Source organism: Actinopolymorpha alba DSM 45243 (assembly GCF_000373925.1).
Classification (GTDB): domain Bacteria; phylum Actinomycetota; class Actinomycetes; order Propionibacteriales; family Actinopolymorphaceae; genus Actinopolymorpha; species Actinopolymorpha alba.
Genome location: NZ_KB892751.1, coordinates 45,667 through 65,271, shown reverse-complemented (window position 1 = coordinate 65,271; position 19,605 = coordinate 45,667). Strand labels below are relative to the sequence as shown.

At 68.9% G+C, this 19,605-nt stretch carries 19 protein-coding genes; 12 read left to right on the top strand and 7 right to left on the bottom strand.

All coding sequences use genetic code 11. From position 1 onward, the window contains the following. Window positions 1-554 precede the first annotated feature (554 nt). The 6 genes from B141_RS40810 to B141_RS49310 form a co-directional block, all read right to left on the bottom strand. A complete protein-coding gene (locus tag B141_RS40810; protein ID WP_020576052.1) occupies window positions 555-1,802 on the bottom strand; it encodes an MFS transporter in 1,248 nt (415 codons plus the stop codon). 96 nt (window positions 1,803-1,898) lie between these two features. Further along, window positions 1,899-2,501, bottom strand: coding sequence for a DUF1707 and DUF4870 domain-containing protein (locus B141_RS0115290; protein ID WP_020576051.1), 603 nt, complete (start codon window positions 2,499-2,501; stop codon window positions 1,899-1,901). Window positions 2,502-2,584: 83 nt separating this feature from the next. Further along, the gene (locus tag B141_RS40805) at window positions 2,585-3,658 is read right to left on the bottom strand and encodes an alpha/beta hydrolase (protein WP_020576050.1); all 1,074 of its coding nucleotides are present in this window, start codon (window positions 3,656-3,658) and stop codon (window positions 2,585-2,587) included. A 245-nt stretch (window positions 3,659-3,903) separates the two neighbouring features. After that, entirely contained in the window at window positions 3,904-4,584 is a 681-nt protein-coding gene (locus B141_RS0115280; RefSeq protein WP_020576049.1) for a response regulator, read from the bottom strand. Next, complete coding sequence (locus B141_RS40800; RefSeq protein WP_020576048.1) at window positions 4,581-5,879, bottom strand: sensor histidine kinase; 1,299 nt, start codon at window positions 5,877-5,879, stop codon at window positions 4,581-4,583. Before B141_RS40800 ends, B141_RS0115280 begins: the two co-directional genes overlap by 4 nt. Before the next feature lie 11 nt (window positions 5,880-5,890). Then, complete coding sequence (locus B141_RS49310; RefSeq protein WP_020576047.1) at window positions 5,891-6,067, bottom strand: hypothetical protein; 177 nt, start codon at window positions 6,065-6,067, stop codon at window positions 5,891-5,893. A 31-nt stretch (window positions 6,068-6,098) separates the two neighbouring features. Here B141_RS49310 and B141_RS0115265 point away from each other — a divergent pair, with 31 nt between their 5' ends. The 3 genes from B141_RS0115265 to B141_RS40795 are packed head-to-tail and all read left to right on the top strand — an operon-like array spanning window position 6,099 to window position 8,317. After that, complete coding sequence (locus tag B141_RS0115265) at window positions 6,099-6,800, top strand: class I SAM-dependent methyltransferase (RefSeq protein ID WP_020576046.1); 702 nt, start codon at window positions 6,099-6,101, stop codon at window positions 6,798-6,800. 49 nt (window positions 6,801-6,849) lie between these two features. Then, on the top strand, window positions 6,850-7,584 hold the full coding sequence (locus B141_RS0115260; protein WP_020576045.1) for an NAD-dependent epimerase/dehydratase family protein: 735 nt from the start codon (window positions 6,850-6,852) through the stop codon (window positions 7,582-7,584). Between the two features lie 55 nt (window positions 7,585-7,639). Further along, the gene (locus tag B141_RS40795) at window positions 7,640-8,317 is read left to right on the top strand and encodes a YoaK family protein (RefSeq protein WP_020576044.1); all 678 of its coding nucleotides are present in this window, start codon (window positions 7,640-7,642) and stop codon (window positions 8,315-8,317) included. On the opposite strand, the gene B141_RS0115250 is transcribed toward B141_RS40795, so the two are convergent. Beyond that, a complete protein-coding gene (locus B141_RS0115250) occupies window positions 8,295-9,431 on the bottom strand; it encodes an esterase-like activity of phytase family protein (protein WP_020576043.1) in 1,137 nt (378 codons plus the stop codon). The two genes, B141_RS40795 and B141_RS0115250, sit on opposite strands and share 23 nt — an antisense overlap. A 408-nt stretch (window positions 9,432-9,839) precedes the next feature. On the opposite strand from B141_RS0115250, the gene B141_RS0115245 reads away from it, so the two are divergent. From B141_RS0115245 to B141_RS0115205, 9 genes are all read left to right on the top strand, one after another. Then, window positions 9,840-10,439, top strand: a complete 600-nt coding sequence (locus B141_RS0115245) for an HdeD family acid-resistance protein (RefSeq protein ID WP_020576042.1) — start codon at window positions 9,840-9,842, stop codon at window positions 10,437-10,439. Window positions 10,440-11,026: 587 nt separating this feature from the next. Beyond that, window positions 11,027-12,712, top strand: a complete 1,686-nt coding sequence (locus B141_RS40790; protein ID WP_020576041.1) for a S8/S53 family peptidase — start codon at window positions 11,027-11,029, stop codon at window positions 12,710-12,712. After that, window positions 12,709-13,404, top strand: a complete 696-nt coding sequence (locus B141_RS0115235) for an RNA polymerase sigma factor (protein ID WP_020576040.1) — start codon at window positions 12,709-12,711, stop codon at window positions 13,402-13,404. Before B141_RS40790 ends, B141_RS0115235 begins: the two co-directional genes overlap by 4 nt. Continuing rightward, window positions 13,401-13,895, top strand: a complete 495-nt coding sequence (locus tag B141_RS0115230; RefSeq protein WP_020576039.1) for a hypothetical protein — start codon at window positions 13,401-13,403, stop codon at window positions 13,893-13,895. Before B141_RS0115235 ends, B141_RS0115230 begins: the two co-directional genes overlap by 4 nt. Then, entirely contained in the window at window positions 13,892-16,471 is a 2,580-nt protein-coding gene (locus tag B141_RS0115225; RefSeq protein ID WP_020576038.1) for a CHAT domain-containing protein, read from the top strand. Before B141_RS0115230 ends, B141_RS0115225 begins: the two co-directional genes overlap by 4 nt. Before the next feature lie 165 nt (window positions 16,472-16,636). Further along, a complete protein-coding gene (locus B141_RS0115220) occupies window positions 16,637-16,978 on the top strand; it encodes a hypothetical protein (RefSeq protein ID WP_020576037.1) in 342 nt (113 codons plus the stop codon). Window positions 16,979-17,011: 33 nt separating this feature from the next. Further along, window positions 17,012-17,773: a hypothetical protein gene (locus tag B141_RS40785; RefSeq protein ID WP_020576036.1), complete on the top strand. Its 762-nt coding sequence runs from the start codon at window positions 17,012-17,014 to the stop codon at window positions 17,771-17,773. Window positions 17,774-17,775: 2 nt separating this feature from the next. Further along, window positions 17,776-19,047 carry a phage tail sheath family protein gene (locus B141_RS0115210; RefSeq protein ID WP_020576035.1) on the top strand — a complete coding sequence of 424 codons (1,272 nt, stop codon included), beginning with the start codon at window positions 17,776-17,778 and terminating at the stop codon, window positions 19,045-19,047. 1 nt (window position 19,048) lies between these two features. After that, complete coding sequence (locus tag B141_RS0115205; protein WP_020576034.1) at window positions 19,049-19,543, top strand: phage tail protein; 495 nt, start codon at window positions 19,049-19,051, stop codon at window positions 19,541-19,543. Window positions 19,544-19,605 lie beyond the last annotated feature (62 nt).

The following is a 19,605-nucleotide window of genomic DNA, read 5'->3' as shown; positions in this document are numbered from 1 at the left end:
CAACTTGCGGAAATCGCCCACGCTTCGCGCAAGCGGTGGGCGTTTTTCGCTGTCCGGAGCTTCTCCGCGTGGAGGGGGTGTCGATCCTTCGGACAAGTCCCACGATCCCTTACCGCGACGGTCCCAGCTGTCTCACAGACCGGACGGTTTGCATTCATGTCAGCATCCGGGCTGTTGGGTGTACACGATGTGAGACAGCTGGGACCTCGCGCGGCAAGTCGTCACCATGCAAGGAAAATTGAGCGTGCTTCGTGGGGAAATGCCGCGCGAGGTTCGGCCCGTCTCACATGGCGTACACCCAATCGTTTCGGATGCTGAGAAACCAGGCGCCAACTCCGGGTTGTCATAGGTTTCTCGGCTAAGAAACCGAGAAACCTATGACAACCAGGCAAGGCCAGCGGCCCTGTCCCAGATCGCGAGCAGATCTGAAGAACCCCTCGCGTCGAACCTTGCGTGCATGTGCAACGAGCACGGGTGCCTGTTCGCCACCGCGCTCTGGCAACGCTGATCGACGGTCCTCTGTCCGCGCACGCGGCCTCGCGGGCCCGCGGAGGTCAGCCGTCGGCGTTCGCGGGCCCGTGCGCGGACATGGCGATGTCGGGGTTGAGTTCCTCCTGGCTGCTCCCCGCGCCACTCCCGAGCAGACCCGCGGCGAAGAAGATCAGGACGACGAACGCCAGCGGAATCGCCAGCGCCCAGGTCAACCCGACGTGCTGGGCGATCGCGCCGATCGCCACCGGCCCGACAACAGAGCCGACGTACCCGGCCGAGACCACGGGTCCGAGCACGGACGCCCGCCGGGCGGTGCGGGTGTTGCCCGCGGCGCTGAAGACCACCGGCACCGCGGGGCCGATCCCGAAGCCCGCGATCGCGAACCCCACCAGCGCCATCTCCGCGGACGGCACCAGCAGGAAGATGACGTACCCCACCGCACCGAGCGCCGCACCCACCCGGGCGACGAAGACCGGGCCGAACTTCGCGCCCACCCGGTCAGCGATCAGGCGGGACACGGTCATGGCACCGGAGAAGACTGACAGCCCCAGCGCGGCCATCGCGACCGACGCGTCCCGGCTCTCGTGCAGGAACACCGCGCTCCAGTCCGCGATCGCGCCCTCGCCGACGAAGGAGCCGAAGCCCATCAGGGCCAGCATCACCACAACGAGAATCCCGACGGGAGGTCGCCCGCTCTGTGGCTGCTCGACATGATGTCCGGTGATGGCGGCTTCGCGGTCACCCTTCAGCAGGCCGGTGAGGAACGGCGCGCTCAGGATCGCGCACACGATCCCCGCCACGACGAAGTGGATGTGGACGTCGACACCGGCGCGGGCGACGAGCGCGGCCACCGCCGATCCGCCCATCGCGCCCATGCTCCACAGTCCGTGGAAGCCGGACATGATCGGCCGGCCGTACAACCGCTCGACCGCGACCGCGTGGGCGTTCATCGCGACATCGAGCATCCCGCCGAGCAGTCCGAGGAACGCCAGTGCCGCGGTGAGCGTGACGAGGTCGGTGGCGAACGCCGGGCCGATCAGCGCGACCGCCTGGACCGGCAGGAGAATGCGGATCGCCACGCCCGTGCGTCCCCGCTTCTCGATCCGGCCGGTCAGGCGGGTGCCCACCAGCAGGCCGATCGCAAGCCCGCCGAGCGCGATGCCGAGGTCCTCATGGTCGAGGTTGAGGGCCTGCTTGATCGACGGGATCCGCGGCGCCCAGGTGGCGAAGATCGCCGCGTGCACGAGGAAGGTGACACTTACCGCGAGCCGGGCCCGGCGGAGTTGTCGGGTCACAGGGATCACGCGCATCACGCAGCGACCCTAATGGGTGCGCGGTGTTCGTACGACCGTGCGTCCAGAGTTTCGCCGCCGCGACCACTTAGAGGTCGCGCGGAGCGGACGCGCTCAGCCGAGCAGGCGGACGTTCCAGGGATAGCGCCAGCGGTTGCCGGCGGCGGCCGACAAGCCCCCGACCCCCATCAGCACCAGCCACACGAACAGCAGCGGGACGAACAACAGGCCGGCGATCCCGAACGTGATCGCGGTGCCCACCCCCACCGCGATGTTGGCACCCACGAAGGCGAGGTTGAAGTTCGCCGCCTCCCACGCCTGCTCGCGGACGAACGCCGACTCCTTGCCCTTCGTCACCGCGATCAGTGCGGGTACGACGAACAGCGTGAACAGCCCCGACCAGTGGGCAATGAGCGCCCAGGTGCGCTCGTCCGCGGACGGCGTCGGGCCACCGGCACCCGGCGTCTGGACAGCGCTGGTCGCATTGTGCGGCATCCCCGTGGACAACGGCAGACCGCGCAAGGCATGGGAGAGGTCGGCCCGATCGCGGGCGGCGAGGGCGCCTTCGATCCGGCGGTCGAGTTCGGTGTGGTCGATCCGCCCCTCCGCGAAGGCGTTCTGGAGCAGTTCGACCGCCTGCTCGCGTTCGGCGTCCGAGACCCGGAGCGCGGTCGCTGGCGGCACACCCGGTGCGGGAAAACCTGGTCCTCCGGTCATGTCCCGATCCTGTCCCGCCCGGGGCCACGCCGGCCATCGGGTAAGACCCTGGCCCATCCCCGATGGGAACTGAGCGCCCCGAATTACACCGGTGTATCGGACGGGCCGGCCAGGGTGACGGCATGCGCGTCACCGAGCGCGATCCGGGCGAAGTTGCGCAGCGACTCCGTACCCGGCGCGAAGTACGCACTGTGACCGCTGGCCCCCGAGGTCACGACAACCCGGGCACCGAACGACGGATCGACCGGGTTGGTGCCATGCCCGTAGTCACCGAGGCGTATCGGCGGAAGCCAGCGGATCGGGTCCCCGTCGGCCAGCGCCGCCCACACCCGCGCCGAGGGTGCCAGCTCCTTCGCGCTCCGCGCGCGGACCCCAGGGCTGCCGAGTACCACGATGTCACGCACCTGCCTGGGCAGCGGAGTCATACCGCAGACGACAGAACCGTAACTGTGACAGAACAGGCTGATCGGCGCGGACGTGTATCCAGACAGCCCGGCCAGGAACCGCTCCAGCCGCGCCGCCCCCGCGCGGGCGAGGCCTCCCTCCATCGCGGCCAGCCCGGGATCGACCGGCGTGGCGTAGCCGGCCCACGCGATCACGGCGAGCCGGGTCCCCGGCCACTGGCGCCCGGCCTCCTCGAGAAGTGCCTGGGCACCAGCCGCCACTCCCCCTTCACCGTCGAGGTGATGCAGGTCTGATCCGGCACCGGGCACGATCACCGCGACCCTGGTGGCGGTCCGCAGATCTCCGAAGACCTCGACGGCCAGGCCACGATCACGCGGATCCAGGGCCAGCACCTGCCGGCGCCCGAGTTCCGAGCCGCTGAGGCCAGAGCGGGCCGCTGCCAGTTGGTTCGCGGCGTACCGGAGCAGCAACGGCGCGCCGTCGAGGTTTCCGACGACGTCCGGGAAGCGCTGGAGCAGGTTCTGCTGACCGGTGGGTGGCACCTGGGTGAAGAACCGCGCCACCGTCTCGGGCGTCGCCGCCGGGTCCGGGAGCCGAAGGCCCTCCCACCGGGCCGCGCGCCAGGCGGCCGACCCGGGCAGGTCATGGACGACCGCGGTGGACGCGAGCGAGGGTTCGACGGCGGGAGCTGCGCCGGTCGCCAGGAGGAGTGCCACCAGCGACGCGAGCACCGTTCGGGGGGTACGCGGCATCCGTTGCGTGTCCTTCCACTCCGAGCCGGCCATCGAGTACGGCCCGCATCGGGGCGGAACGGTACGTACGAGACTGGCGCCTTCGTGTCCCCCTGCAGTGCTGTCATGGGGCCTGGCTCCCAGGTAGGCCCTGGTCCGCCAGAGTAAGCGACCTGGCCGAGGATGGCGCCAGAGGGACCTGCCCCCAGGCCGTCCGTAACCGGCACGTCCCGGCCGGCCCGATCACGCGAGGCGTTCAGGCAGGCTCAGGGCTGGTCGGCTCCCGCGGTGACCAGGCCGCTTTCGTACGCGAAAACCACCGCCTGCGCCCGGTCACGTAGGTCCACCTTGGTGAAGATCCGCCCGATGTGGGTCTTGACCGTCTGCTCGGCGACGACGAGCTGGTCGGCGATCTCGGCGTTCGACAGTCCCCGGGCGATGAGGGTGAGCACCTCCAGCTCCCGGGCGGTCAGGGCGTTGAGCTTCGGTGATCGGGCTCGCACGGCCGGCCGGGCGCGCGCGAACTCCTCGATGAGCCGCCTCGTCACCGAGGGCGCCAGCAACGCGTCCCCCGCGGCGACGACGCGGACCGCCGCGATCAGGTCAGCCGGCGGCGCGTCCTTGAGGAGGAACCCGCTCGCGCCCGCGCGCAGCGCTTCGTACACGTAGTCGTCGATGTCGAACGTCGTGAGCATGAGCACCCGCGGCCGGTGCTCCACTCCGGGTGGCGGGCGGAGAAGCTGCCGGGCCGCCTCCAGACCGTCCATCTCGGGCATGCGTACGTCCATGAGGACCACGTCGGGGTGCAGCCGGCGGGACGCGGCGACCCCGGCGCGCCCGTTGTCCGCGTCGCCGACCACCTCGATGTCGGGCTGGGCGGCGAGCAACGCGGCGAACCCGGCCCGCACCATCGCCTGGTCATCGACCACGAGCACCCGGATCCTCACGAGCCTTCCTCCTCTTCCGCCTCCGCCGCCGCACCGGCAGGGCCGGCCGACGCTCCGGCCTCCACCGGCCCGTCGGCCCGCAGCGGCAAGCGTGCCTTGACAGTGAAGCCGCCATCAGCGCGCGGCCCGGCGCTCACCTCGCCACCGACGATTGCCGCGCGCTCGCGCATGCCGGCGAGCCCGTGCCCCGGACCGGTCGGCTCCAGCGGTGCCCGGAAGCCGGGCGCCTGGTCGTTGTCGACGACGATGCGAAGGTCGGTGCGGTCAGCACGCACCTCGACTCGGGTCTGCGCGCCAGAAGCGTGGCGTACGACGTTGCTGAGTGCCTCCTGCACGACCCGGAACGCGGTGAGCCCCACGAGTTCCGGCACTTCATCGGGAAGGTCGACGGTGCTGAGCGTCACCGGCGTACCCGCGCGCACAGTGCCATCCACCAGGGAGGCGAGGCGTTCCAGTCCAGGCTGGGGTGCCCGCGGCGCGTCGTCGACCTCGTTACGCAGCACCTTCAGCAGGCGCCGCATCTCGGTGAGCGACTCGCGGGCCGCGCCGCCGATCGCCGCGAACTCCTCCACGGCCGCCGGCGGGAGATCCGGGAGACGGTACGCGGCGGTGGATGCCTGGACGGCGATCATCGACATGTGGTGGGCCACGATGTCGTGCATCTCCCGGGCGATCCGGGCACGTTCCTCGAGCAGCTCCCGGCGGGACCGTTCCTCCGCGGTCAGCCGCTCCTCAGCGGCCAGCCGTGCCCGCGCCTGCGACCACACCCGCAGGCCCGCGCCCACCGCGAGCGCCAGCGCGGACAGGAGCGCGAACAGCGTGAAGTCCGGCCCGGTGTCCCACCGGGGCTCGCCGGTGTCCGCGACCAGCATGTAGCCCACGACCATCACGAACCAGCACGGCACCACCACCAACAACCGCCGGCTTCGCGCGAGGGCGAACTGCACGACCAGGTAGGCGATCAGGGCGGTCGGAAGTAGCGGCCATGGTTCTGACGGGTGGATCGGCCGCACCACGAGTGGCACCAGTAACGACGGGGCGTAGATCAACCAGGCGGTGAGCGGCCGGAAGACCGCGATCACAAGGGGGATGGTCTGCCAGGCCGAGAACCACAGCGCGAACTCCGGTGCGTACCCGACGACCCGGTAGTTGGTGTTGGTGAACACCGCGCCGGAGGCCCCGAGGATCAGCGTCAGAGCGACCGCGCCCGCGATCAGGAGCCACCTTGCCCTGGGCCTGGCCCTGGGTCTGGGTCTGGTCTCGGCGCGGGCGGCGCCGGTGTCCTGCTGGCACATCGGCGTTCAGCCTAGACGCCGAGGGCGCCGCGACCCGTCACCCCAGGGACGGAGATCACGGTCGCTCGCTGGCTCTGTGGTACGACAGCGCGGGTCATACCGGCGGGGTCGCTCCACGGTATGACCCCGAATGTCACGCCGTCGTACGACGTGCGCGGCCCTTCCTCCCACCTAGCGTCCAGCGGCATGACGCCATCCCGACGCCTTCCAGGAGGAGCCGTGCGCGACCTCACCGTGCCGTTCGTGACGAAGCTGTACGACAGGTACCTCGACGAACTCCAGCTGGTCCGCAAGGAGCAGCGCGAACTCCATGAGATCAACGCCAACGCCGGTATGAAGGCGCAGCTGGACGATCTCGAGGCCGAGATCACCTACCTACTGCTGCGGGAGTACCGCCCCGACACCGTGGTCGAGATCGGCTCACTGCACGGCTGGTCCACCAGCTGGATCCTGCGGGCGCTCCGGGACAACGGGAGCGGGGAGCTCCACACGTTCGACCGGATCAACAACGCCACGAGGTACGTCCCGCCGGACCTCTCGGCCGGCCGGTGGACGTTCGTCCACGGCGACGTACGCCGGAACCTCCCCCGCATCCCCGCCACTGTCGACTACCTCTTCATCGACGCGGCGCACTCGGCGCGGTTCGCGCGGTGGTATCTCGCGGCGCTGCTGCCCACCCTCCCGAGCGGCACTCCGGTGAGCGTGCACGACGTCTTCCACGGCCGGTCTCCGCTGCCCTTCACCGAGGGTTCCGTGCTGCTCGACTGGCTGGGCTCCCGCCAGATTCCGTACCTCACCGCCTCCCCCGCGAAGTCACCCGAGGTGTACCGCGAGCTGATGCGGGTACGCACGGACCTCGGACTGGTTGAACCCATCCATCGCGGCAAGGACAATCCGATGGCGTTCTTCAACCTGGCCTAGTGAGGTCGTGTCGCGTCGATTCGGCCTCCGACTCCATCAGGGGGCACACGTGCGCGTACTCGTCGTCGGAGGTTCGGGTCTGGTCGGGACCCTCGTCCTCCCCTATCTCGCGGAGCACCACGAGTTGCGGGTGTTCGACCTCAAGCCGCCTCGCGCCGCCGTACCCGTCGATCACGCTGCCGGTGACCTCCGCGACGTCGCCGCCGTGCAAGGTGCGGTTGACGGCATGGACGCCCTGTTGTTCATGGCGATGGGCCCGACGGCCGGCTGGGGTAGCCCCGACAACGCGCGGGCGCACCTCGAGGTGGCGGTCGCCGGGTTGCACGTCGCGCTGGAGGCCGCCCACCGCGCCGGCATCACCCACGCGGTCTACACGAGCAGCATGTCGGTCTATCGCGAGCCCGGCGACGCGGACGCCGGTCGCGACCGCTACCCCGCCGAGTCGGTGCCGCCCGACGCTACGAACTTCTACGGCCTGGCGAAGCGACTCGGCGAGGAGGTCTGCCGCAACGCCGTGGACGCCTGGGACCTGAGCGTGGTCGCGCTGCGGCTGTGCCACCCCACGCCGGACGCGGAGTTCCCGCGTACCGACTTTCCGCGGGCGCGGGCGATCTGTACGTCGGCCCGCGACACCGCACGCGCCCTGCTGGCCGGGCTCGCCTACCAGGGCGGGGGGTTCGAGGCGTTCGCCATCAGCGGCGACGGTGCCGAGCGATTCGTCCCGCTCCAGAAGGCGCGCGAGGTCCTGGGCTGGGAACCCCTCGACCGCACCGACCAGATGTGACTGGCAGCTGTGACTGACCGCTCTGACGTGCAGATGTGACTGACCGGGGTTGGCGATGACGGGGGATGAGACGGGCGCGCGTCGCCGGGACGCGCTCGTCGTCGCGCTCAGCTTCGCCTCGGGCGCCGTCGACGCGGTCGGGTTCCTCGCCCTCGGCGGGGTGTTCCTCGCCAATATGACGGGCAATTTCGTCCTGTTGGGACTCGCTGCGGGGCAGGGGCGTGGCGTGGAGACGCTGGGCCACGCGGTTGCCTTCGCGGGTTTCGTGGGTGGCCAGCTGGCTGGATTCCGGCTCGTCCGACAGCCTGCTGACGAGACCACGATCTGGCCCGCGCGGGTGAGGTACCTGCTGGGGCTTGAACTCCTCCTACTCGTCGCGGCGCTGTCCGGTTGGATCGTGACCCGGGGTGAGCCGGCTGGCGACTGGCGGTTCCTCTTTGTCGCCGTCCTGGCCGCGGCCATGGACATGCAGAACGCCGGAGTCCACCGGCTGTCCGCCGGCCTCGCAACCGGCTACATCACCGGGGCCCTCACCGCCCTGATGGGGCAGTTCATGCTTCCGGCGCATCGGGATGGCCGGGCGGTGAGCAGGATCGCGGTCATCCTCGCCCTCGGGATCGGGGCCGCGGCAGCCGCACTGCTCCTTACGTACGCCCGGCCCATCGCCCTCGTGCTGCCCGTCGTCACCGTCCTGGCGGTCGTGACGGCGGTCAGCGGACCGCCACGGCGATGAGCTGGTTCACCTGCGTGGGGTTGAAGTTGTCGTCGGTGACGAAGACCAGCGTGCGTTCGCCGGTCGGCAGGGTGGGGCCCCAGCTCACGCCCTCGACGTTGTCCACGTGCGAGAGTCCCAGCGTCGCGAAGTCGACGACGAGCCGCTTCCGGACTGCTCGGACGCCGCCGTCGGCGAGGCTGCGGTCCTGCAGGACGTTGGTCGCCCCGCGGACGTCGATCTCGTACACCCGGATGCTGTTGCCGACCCCGGACGCGAAGGACCGCTCGACCACGAGGTAGCGGTGCCGGTCGAGGGAGAGGAGTTCGCTGACGCCGTTGTCCGCCGCCGCTGTTGGCGGGTTGGGCGGCACGGGAATCGGATCCAGCAGGTAGGCGAACTGGCGCACGGGCCTGCCGCTGCGCTTGTCGTACCACGTCAACCTGGTGATCGCCCCGGCGCTCGTGGTCGGCAGGGGTCCGTCCTGGTAGAGCGGGCCTTCCATCGATGTCACGAGTTCCCGACCATCGGTGGTCAGCGTGAGGCCCTCGAACGTCGCGTTGCGGCGGGGCCCGACCTCCCCGGCGCTCATCCGCAGGAGGCTGGGCTGGCGGAACTCGCGAAGGTGCGTCCCATCCACCGTCATCTGGCGTACCCACGGATCGACGAGCGCCGGCGCCGAACCATCGGCGGGCACGTCCCGCTTGCCCTCGCTGGACCAGTACACCGTGCCGTCGACCGGATCGAGCCGGATCGACTCGGGGTCGGCGACCTCGGGATCGCGGGTCGCGAGCCTTGGGAACATCGTGCCGTCCGTGCGCAGGATGTCCGTCGAGCCAGTGAACGTCACACCGGTCAGGCCGGTCCCGTCGAGACCGATGTCGGCGGTGTAGAAGCGCGCCGGTCCGTCCTCGGAGTCGTCCGAAATGAGAAACCACTTGTTGGTACGCCGGTCAAAATCGATGCCCGAAAGCTCCCCGACGGGTACGCCACGCATCGTCAGGCCCTTCGGGATGACCTGCTCACCGAGCAGCCGTACCTGCCGGAGGCCACAGGCGCCTGAGCCGACGCCGCAGCCCGGGGCCACCGCGTCGTCGACGCTTGCCGTCGCTGGTGACGCCGCGACACCGCACACGCTGGCGACGAGCGCCGCGGCGAGGGCGCTCAGGCGGGATCTCGGGGACAGGGCCGATCTCAGGGAAGGGCGGGATCTTGGGGAAAGGCGGGATCTTGGGGAAAGGCGGGATCTGCGCGACCCGCGGGAGGCGACCGGCGTACCAGGAAATGGCGTAGAAGCACCCATGGTTGCCCATCCAACCGGACGGCCCGGACGTCCCACCACCTTCCGCCCAGAAACAGGCCAGAGCGTTCACCTGGTGCATCCGCGTCATTCACTCCAGCGGCGGCCCGGGGCCCCAGCCGCCTGACAACCGCGGCTTTCATGCCTACCGGGTGATTTCGAACCGCCCGGTGCGGCGCAGTCTTCTCGGCAGGACGTTGTCGTTCGCCGGACGGCGTGGACATGTCGTGACAAGGAGGCCCGATGTCGAGCGGAATCTCGCCGGCCACGCCTGGCGAGCAGCCGGCCGTCACGGGCGTCGCCCTCGCTCCTCCCCGGCTCTGGTGGGTCTATCTGCTGGCCGGCATTGTGTGGTTGCTCTACGGGATGCTGGTGCTCAGCCTGCGCCCGGCCACCGTCGCCTCGCTGGCGATCCTCGCTGGTGTGGCGTTCATTCTCGGCGGGATCTCGCAGTTCTCCATGGCGAGCCGGGCGGAGAACTGGCGGTGGCTGTGGATCGTCGGCGGGATCCTCGGGATCGCGGCCGGCATCGCCGCATTCGTGTGGCCGGGCATCACGCTGTTCGCCCTGGCGGTCTTCGTCGCGTGGTACCTCGCGATCAGCGGCATCTTCCTCGTGATCGCCACCCTGGCCGGGCCCAAGGAACCCATGTGGTGGGTCGGTCTGATCATCGGCGTACTGGAGTTCCTGCTGGGGATCTGGGCCATCGGCTCGCCTGGCCGGGAACTCCTGCTCCTCGTCAACCTGGTCGGCATTGCCATGGTGCTCTACGGCATCATCGAGATCTTCGCGGCGTTCACGTTGCGCGCGCGCCTACCAGCTATCCACGCCCGGCACGCCTAACCACCGCGTTGCGCTGGGGACGTCGGGGAAGACGGTCGTTATCCGACACAACCCCGCCCGAAAGAGCCCATTCGAAGGCTCCCCGGAATGTAATTTTGGGTAGCCATGAATCGCCTTCTGTGACCCCTTGTGAAGGTTTACTAAACGATCCACGGTCCCATTGAATAGACCGCCGCCCAGGTGGACTGATACCCAAATCAACAACCGAGGGAGGCAGTGGAGACTTTTCCGGGTCAGGACACGGAAAAGTCTCCACTGCTTCGCCGGATAAGCCTGCGGCTCCAGCCCGCCGGTCCAGGTCGGATGTCCAGGATCGCGGGAGATACAGCTCGACATCGATCAACGTGTGCCCGACTGCGGTGGCCAGGTTCGCGAGCACCACGAACGCGTCGATCTCGGCGCGGACCGCCGGGCCATCCCACTCCGCGCGCAACCCCCCACGCCCAGAGTCAGCTAAGAGGTCGCGCGACGCGAGCCAGCCAGATCTTAATCAATTCGTGACCATCTCGATGTATCTGCGGAGGCCACGAGATCCCTTAATCAATGAGGGCCAGCGCATCGGCGGCCATGGCGGGATGGAGAGCGGCATGAAGGTGCGGTTCCGCACTCAGGGCCCCTCGGGGGACGAACAACCACGTGATCAGGCGGCCCCGTTGCCGCCCAATACGGTGACGGGCGCAATCCCGTTTACACCGGCCCTGCTCGACCGGCACCGGGCCCGGACTCTGCGCGCCACCGAGGCCGCCCTCGCACCCGGGCAGGAGGCGCCGCGGTCGACTGCCTACCGGTCCGACGTTCTACTCGTGCCACGAGACGTCCTCGAGGACGCCGAAACCATGCGAGCGTTCGAGCAGGTTCTGTCCGGCGTCGGATTCCGTGCGGTCCCGGCGCCAGATGTTGAACGGCTTCTCGATCGCCAACTGTCTGACTCCCGCTTCCTCAAGACGGTGCCTCGGCCCGTACGCCTGCGGCCGCTCGACGGTGGGCCGCCGAGGGTGCTGGACGCATGGACCGCACTCCAGGCATTGCGGGCCGCGGCTGTTGAGGGCAAGCTACCCGGCGAAATCGTCGCCCGGGTCGGTCCCGAACACCTGCTGGTCGGCTCGGCCTGTGTCGGCGCGGGCGGCGTGCCGATCGGTGGCGTGAACGTCGCGACCGAAGGCAGTGCGCCGCCAGGCGGCATTGTTTCGTACTCCCGCGCGGGCTTTGGCGGGCGTATTCCAGTGGACGTCGTCCTCCGCGCGCCGACCCGACGCGACCGCAAGGAACTCCCGGACGGACGACGGATCGTCGTCGCCGTCTTGGACAGCGGCCTGCAACCACACCTTGACGACTGGATCGACATCGCGGAACGCGCAGCGTTTCAGGACGAGTTCGCGACCGTGGACACGCCGCTCCAGCAGGCGATCGCCGCGGTTTCGGCGGCTGACCCAGATGCGGGCGTACCTGTCATCGACAGTCCTTGGGACAGTCCGTACACCGAAGAACCCCTTGTCGGCGAGCTTACGACCCACTTCGGGCACGGCACGTTCATCGCCGGCATCGTCCGTCAAGTCGCACCTGACGCGGAGGTACGCTCGATCCGCGTCATGCACAGTGACGGTGTGGTGGAAGAGAGTACGTTGCTCGCCGCTCTCCATCTGCTGGCCGCCGAGGTGGAAGAGGCCCTGCGGGCAGGGAAACCCCGGCCCATCGACGTACTCTCCCTCTCACTCGGCTATTTCGACGAAGGTCCCGCCGACCCTGTGACCTCACTTTTGGCAAGCATTCTTGGCGATCTCGCAGCCATGGGTGTCGCGGTCGTGGCCGCGGCCGGCAATTACGCGACCAGCCGGCGCTTCTATCCGGCGGCGTTCAGCGACCTCATCGCGATCGACGGGGCGGTGCCCATTCTCGGCGTCGGTGCGCTCAACCCCAACGGCACGGTGGCGTTGTTCAGTGACGACGGCCCCTGGGTCAACTGCTGGGCGACCGGCTCCTGCGTGGTGAGCACCTTTCCAACCATCCGGTCTGGATCAGAGCAGGCCGCCACCACGCCAGAGCAGGCCAGCGCCGGGCTGGTACGCCAGACGGTCGACCCCGACGATTTCAGCAGCGGCTTCGCGGTGTGGAGCGGTACGTCGTTCGCGGCACCGTTGGTCGCGGCGAAGGTGGCCTTGGCGTTGCGGCATGGCGTGGCCGATGCGTCGGTGGGTCTCGACGTTCACGACCCCGCGGGTGTCCTGGAGAAGGTGATCGCCGCAGTGCGGGCACACAACGGAGGCACACCATGACCGCCGAACCCGCCCCACCAGCTTCCCCTGCCCCCCTCGTTGCCTCAGTTCCACCGATCGCGAATCTCCAGGTGGGGCAGCCGGTCCCGACCGAGGCCACACCGAGTGGCCCGGCGGCGACCGGCGACAACCGTCCCGTGCGGTGGGCGGGCCTGCTGACCCGTGCGCAGGCGGGCGAACGGGAGGCGCTGAGCGCCATCGTCGCCGACCTGACACCGGTGCTCTGGCAGGTCGCGAGGTCGCACCAGCTCGACACCACGTCCAGTGAGGATGTTGTCCAGACAACCTGGCTGCAGTTGGTCAGGCATCTCGACGAGATTCGTACGCCGGAGGCACTGGTGGGTTGGCTGGTCACGGTGACCCGGCGCGAAGCCCGACGGGTACGCGATCGCCAGCGTCGAGAGCAGACGAGCGCCGACCCCGCGCCCGAGTGGCTGTCCGACAGCGTGCCCCTGCCCGATGATCAGGTTCTCCGCGGCGAACGCGATCGGACACTGTGGTCAGCATTCACCCGCCTGCCAGAAAGGTGCCGGGAACTCCTCCGCGTGGTCGCCTTCGTCGATCGACCCGACTACGACGTGGTGTCGACAGCCTTGGGGATGCCCCGCGGAAGTATCGGACCCACCCGTGGTCGTTGCCTGGCCAAACTACGCACCCTCCTGCTGGCGGACCCTTCCTGGAGCGAACGATGAACCACCCAGACCGGTCCACCCCGCCGCGTTCCACCGAGCCGCTCGACGAACTCGACACCGAGGTCCTGGGCAGCCTGCGCCGGCTCGTCACCGCCGCCGATCCGGTGCCACCTGGGCTGGTCGACCGGATCCAGTTCGCCCTTGCGCTGGAAGACCTCGACGCCGAGGTCATGCGACTCCGGGAGGAGCCAGCGCTGGCCGGCGTCCGTGGTGCCGAACCCACGCGCACGGTGACGTTCGACAGCGAGAGCCTCACCATCATGATCAGCATCCGCTCGTCGGGCGACGACATCGTCCGTCTGGACGGTTGGATCGCCCCGGCCGCGCCGCACCGGGTGGAGTTGCGTCTCGTGGGTGACCGGCGGGTGGTGATCGCGGACGAGCAGGGCCGTTTCGTGCTCGAAGGAGTGCCTCGAGGGCTCATGCAGATGGTCGTACGAAACGCTTCTGGCTCCCCAGAGTCGGTCGTGACGCCGTCGATCGTCGTGTGAACGCGGTCAGGGGTACGCCCTCGGACGCCGAGGCCAGCGCCCGGGAGTCGCATGCCGCCGGCGTCGCGGCGACTGCCGGCGGTCGGCCTGACGTGGGTGGACGCGATCTGCGTACCGGCCTTCGCCTGCTCGGCTGGACGGCCGGCAGGACCGGCGACGTCCAGCCCCCTGCCCGGCTGGGCTCCGAGCAGGACGCTCTCGCCGCGCGCCTGCTCATCAGCCTCGCCCATGCCGAAGCCGAACAGGGACGCGGGTCGCTGGGCTTCCGGCTACTCGACCTCGCCGAGACAGTGGTGGACCCGCCCGACGAGGGTGTCCTGTTGCAGCAGCGGGGACTCCTGCTGCTGCGGGCGGGCCGGCTGGACGAGGCGCTCGGCTACCTCAACCGGGCCGAGCCGAAACTGGCGGCGTTCGGACACGACGTGATCCTGGCGCGCACCCTGCTCAACCGAGCGGCACTCAACCTCTACACCGGGCGGGTCCGTGTCTCTCGCCAGGACGCCGCGAAATGTGCCGACCTGGCTGGCTCCCTCAGCCTTCCCCTTCTCGCCGGCAAGGCCGCCCACAACGCTGGCTACTGCGATCTGCTGAACGGCGACATCCCCGCGGCCCTGGCGGGATTCGCAACGGCCGAACAGCTCTACACCCAACACGGACCAGGGTTCCTTCCCGTCCTCGCCGCGGCGAAGGCCCGCGCCCTGCTCGCCGCCGGACTCGCCACCGAGGCCGGCCGCCTCCTCGACACCGCGATCGCCGACTTCGGTCGGCAGCGCCTCGGACACGATGTCGCCGAAGCCGAACTATGGAGAGCGCACGCCGCACTGGAGTCGGGCGACCTGGCGGCGGCCCGGCTCTGGTCAGCGACTGCTCAACGGCACTTCCGGAAACGGGGTAACCCGGCCTGGACCGCGATCGCCGGGTTGATGCGCCTGCGAGCCGAATTCCCCGCGCTGGTCTTGGCTGGACGCTCGGCGGCGACGTACGTCCAGCGCGCGAACCAGGTGGGTGCCAACCTTCGTCAAGCTGGCCTTGCTCGAGATGCGGAGATGGCCGACCTGTTGGCGATCCGCGCGCTGGCGGCGTCGGGGCGGGTGGATCAGGCCACCGCTCGCCTGTCGAGCGTACGTCGAACTCGCGCGGCCCTCGACACGATGCTGATGCGCCGGATCACCCGGGCCGAACTCGCGGAGCGATCAGGTCGAAGGGGCGCGGCGTTCGCCGAGATCCGGGCAGGGCTGGCCGCACTGCACGTACACCGCGGCACCCTCGGCAGTCCCGATCTGCAGGTGGGCGCGGCCTCGCTGGGGCGCGAGCTGGCGTTCGCCGGGCTCGACCTGGCCCTTGCGGACGGATCACCGCGACTGGTGTTCGCATGGTCAGAACGCTCCCGCGCACAGGCGTTCCGTATCCCGCCGGTGCGACCGCCGGAGGATCCGGAGTTGTCTGAAAGTCTTGCCGAGCTACGCCAACTCAGGAATCTGATGCGGACCGCCGAGTTGGAAGGACGGCGCGAGCCAGGATTACTCAACCGGTGCGTCGAGCTGGAGCGGACCGTACGCGAAGCACGGTGGAGGCTTCGCGGTCCGGGTGCGAGCAAACCGGTGGTGGGGACCGGGCCGGTGCTGGAAGAGCTCGCCAAGTCCGACCGGCTCATGCTCTGCTATCTGGTCCAGCGGGGTCGGGTCTATGCCCTTGTCGTCCGGTCGACCGGCATCCGTCTGCATGGTCTGGGCGACCATGCGCTCGCCGAGGAAGCGACGCACCGGTTGCTCGCCGACCTCGACGCACTCGCTGGGCGCAGGCTCCCGGAGCGGCTCGCGACCGTTATCCGGGGTTCCATTCAACGGCAGCTGGAGGTTCTTACCGAGCACCTTGTCGCGGGATTGCGAACCGAGATCGGTGACGCTGACCTGGTTGTCGTACCAACCCAGGCGCTTTCCTCGCTGCCATGGAGTCTGCTGCCAGACTTCCATGGCCGCGCCGTCACGGTTTCGGCGTCCGCGTCGGCCTGGTATTCCGCGGCAACGGCGGCGACGCCACCGCCATCGCGACCGCCGCTGCTGGTCGCTGGCCCAGACATCGCCAACGCCGAAGCCGAGATCGAACAGATCGGGAAGGTCTACCCTGGCAGCCTTCTGCTGTCTGGTGAGCGCGCCACCGTGTCGGCAACCTTGCGGGCGATCGACGGCACGCCGACGGCTCACCTCGCCGCGCACGGACACCACGAACCAGAGAGCGCGCTCTTTTCGCGGCTGGACCTCGCGGATGGTCCGCTGATGGCGTACGACATCCACGGTCTGCGCCGGCCGCCTCGACACGTCACCCTCTCGGCCTGCGATGTGGGTCGAACGACGGTGAGTGCGGGCGATGAGATCCTCGGCTTCACCGCGGCCCTGCTCTATGGCGGTACGTCGAGCGTCGTCGCCAGCGTCGCCCGCGTCACCCACGAGGTCGCGGTCGCGGTCATGAGTACCTACCATCGCGCGGTCGCGTCGGGTACATCGCCGGCCCGTGCCCTGGCCAGTGCCACCGCGCAGCAGCCACTCGCCTCGTTCGTCTGCTTCGGCGCCGGCTGAGTTCAAAGGGGCCGAGCGCTCCGCGCCGGCTGAATTCGATTGCGCCCACACCTCGCGAACAAATCCGCCCATTGACGTATCTGGACGGCAGGTCGCGCCCCTTATCGAGCAACAGAACACATCGTGGAGCCGTACCCACGGCACACGTCTTCTAAGGGGAAAGCCATGGGCAACCTCGACTCTCTGTTCACGATCACCAGCCTCGTGACGTTGCAGGGTGCGGCCGGGATCGCGTGGTTCGTACCGAACACGCTGGGCTGGCTGATCGGCAGCGGTTTCGACAAGGCACGCAAGTGGGTCGCGCTCGTCGTCGCGCTGGGACTGGCCTTCCTGGCGGCCGGGCTGGTTCCTGACTCGGACGTGCTGACGTGGGTGATCGCCCCCATCAACGGACTGCTGATCTTCGCGACCGCGATGGGGATCAACCAGTTCCCGGCGCAGAACCGTCAGCCCAGCCAGACCACTGTCGCGCAGAACCAGCAGCGGTTCATCAACTCCTGGGCGTAGCGGGCCTGATAATTCCAGGAAGGGCGACTGACCATGGGTGCTTCCCGCCAGAGCCTTGCGGGGGCGCCGCCCGCATCCGCGGGCGGCCCTTTCGCCGGCGCGACAGCGCTTCTCCTCGACTGGCTTGCCCAGGTCACCGATACGCCGGTCACCCTCGGTCCGCCCGTGGACGATCCCTCGGAGTCGGCAGGCCTGCGCGTCTGGCCACTGGAACTCCAACCAGAACAGGAGTTTCGGGGAGTCTGGCAGCGGGAGCCCTTCAGGTTCAGGGTGCGGTACCTGGTGACGGTCGCCGGCACCGACGAGGCCGCACCCGTCCTGGACCCGGTGCTGGTCGCTGCCGTGGCCGCGCGCGAGGTCACGCTCGTGGTCGATCCGTTGGTCCCCGCACTGTGGCAGGCGTTGCGGGCCCGGCCGCGTACCGCGCTCATCCTCGACGTACCCGCCCAGGTCGCAAGGACCACCGCCGAGGCGCCGGCCGTTCGTACCCCGCTGCAGGTGCGCGAGGTCACGATGCGGTCGATACGGGGGCGCCTCGTCGGTCCGGGTGATGTCCCGATGGCCGGTGTCGACGTCGAAGACCTGGCGACCGGCAAGACGACCCGCACCCGAAACGACGGCACGTTCACGATCGCTGGCATTCCTGCCGCGGACCGGTCGAAGCTCCGCCTCACCGTCAAGGGACGCCGGCTGGTGGCGGAGGTCGATACCCAGCCGGCCGACCAGGCCACCGGAACCAGTCCGGGCACCGACACCGATCCGGTCGTCATTCACTGCGATCTCGAGGAGAACTGACTATGCCCACCTATGCCGCACCCGGTGTTTATGTCGAAGAGGTGCCGGGCGGTTCCCACCCCATTGGTGCGGTCGGCACCAGCACGGTCGGCTTTGTTGGTACGGCACCGAACCGATCCGTCGCCCGGGATCGGGCCGTCCCGGTGAACAACTGGACGGAGTTCGCCGCCACCTTCCTTGTCGAGGGCGAATCGATGAGCACCCCGCTCGTCCGGGCGGTGTACGGCTTCTTCGCCAACGGTGGTGGTCGCTGCTACATCGTCAACGTCGAGGAAGGCGAACCAATCGCTGGCGGCGGCCGGAAACGTTCGGGACTCCAGCTGCTGGAACCCATCGACGAGATCGCCATCGTGGCTGCACCTGGCTACACCGATGCCCTGGCGTACGAGGCTCTGCTCACCCACTGCGAGCCGCCGCGTGGTGACCGGGTCGCGATCCTGGACGGGCCGGCCGAAGTCGAGGATGTCGAACGCCTGACAAGAGTCATGGGCTCCGATCCACGCCCGGTCCGGCGTACGACCACGACAAGCGCATCGAGCGCGCCGAGTGGTTCGGACGAGGAAACCGACGCCGGCACCGAAACTCCACCAGGCGACGACAACTCGGGTCTTCGGCCGCGGCAGTCGGCGTACGGCGCGCTCTATGTTCCGTGGTTGGTGGCCTACGACCCGGTCACCGGGACGACGGTGCCCACTCCGCCGAGTGGTCACGTCGCTGGCGTCTGGGCACGCAACGACACCCAGCGCGGCGTTCACAAAGCACCGGCGAACGAACCCATCGCCGGCGGGGTTGTCGACCTCACCTACCAGGTCACGCGGCAGGAACAGGAACTGCTCAACCCCAAGGGGGTGAACTGCATCCGGGCGTTCGCCGACTCAGGCATCCGTATCTGGGGAGCTCGCACCCTCGCGGCAGAAGCAAGCGAGTGGCGCTATCTCAACGTACGCAGATTGTTCAACATGCTGAAGGAGTCAATCGAAGAGGGCACCAACTGGATCGTCTTCGAACCCAACGATCACACCCTCTGGACCTCCATCCGCTGTGAGATCAGGGCCTTCCTCACCCGGGTCTGGAACGACGGCGCGTTGTTTGGTCGTACGCCGGCTGAGGCGTTCTTCGTCAAGTGCGACGAGGAAACCAATCCCCCGCATGTGCGGGACGCGGGCCAGGTGGTGGCACTGATCGGGGTCGCGCCGGTCAAACCCGCGGAATTCGTGGTGTTCAAGCTCAGCCAGTCGATGGCCGGAGCCGAATCCGAGAACCAAGGAGCCTGAGATGGCCGAGACCACAGCCCGCCCGGCCGCTTCGCCGGGCACCACCATAGATCCCTACCGCGACTACAACTTCAAGCTCATCATCGACGGCATTACCGTGGGCCATTTCACCCGGATCATAGACCTCGAGGCGCGCGTCGAGCGGCTGTCGTATCGCGAGGCCGGCAACAACGCGGTTGTCCGCGCCATACCCGGCCGGGTGACCTACGGGCCCGTCGTCCTGGAAGCCGGCCTCACTTCCTCACGCGCGATGTGGGAGTGGCTGATGTCCGCCGTCAACCACCAGCAGTTCCGACGCAGCGTCTACCTCCTCGTCCTCGATCCATCCGGCTCGCAGGAAGTGATGCGCTGGCACCTGCGCAACGCCTGGCCGCAGGCATGGAAGGCACCCACATTCGACGCCATGGGCAACGGCATCGCGATCGAGGCGCTCGTCATCGCCCATGAAGGGATTGTTCGCGAAGAAGGTGGCGGTGGTGCTACGCCTGCTGCGTAACGTGGTCGCCCGCTGGCTGGAAACCCTGGCCCAGCACGCTTCCCGGCTCGAGCACGCGCTGG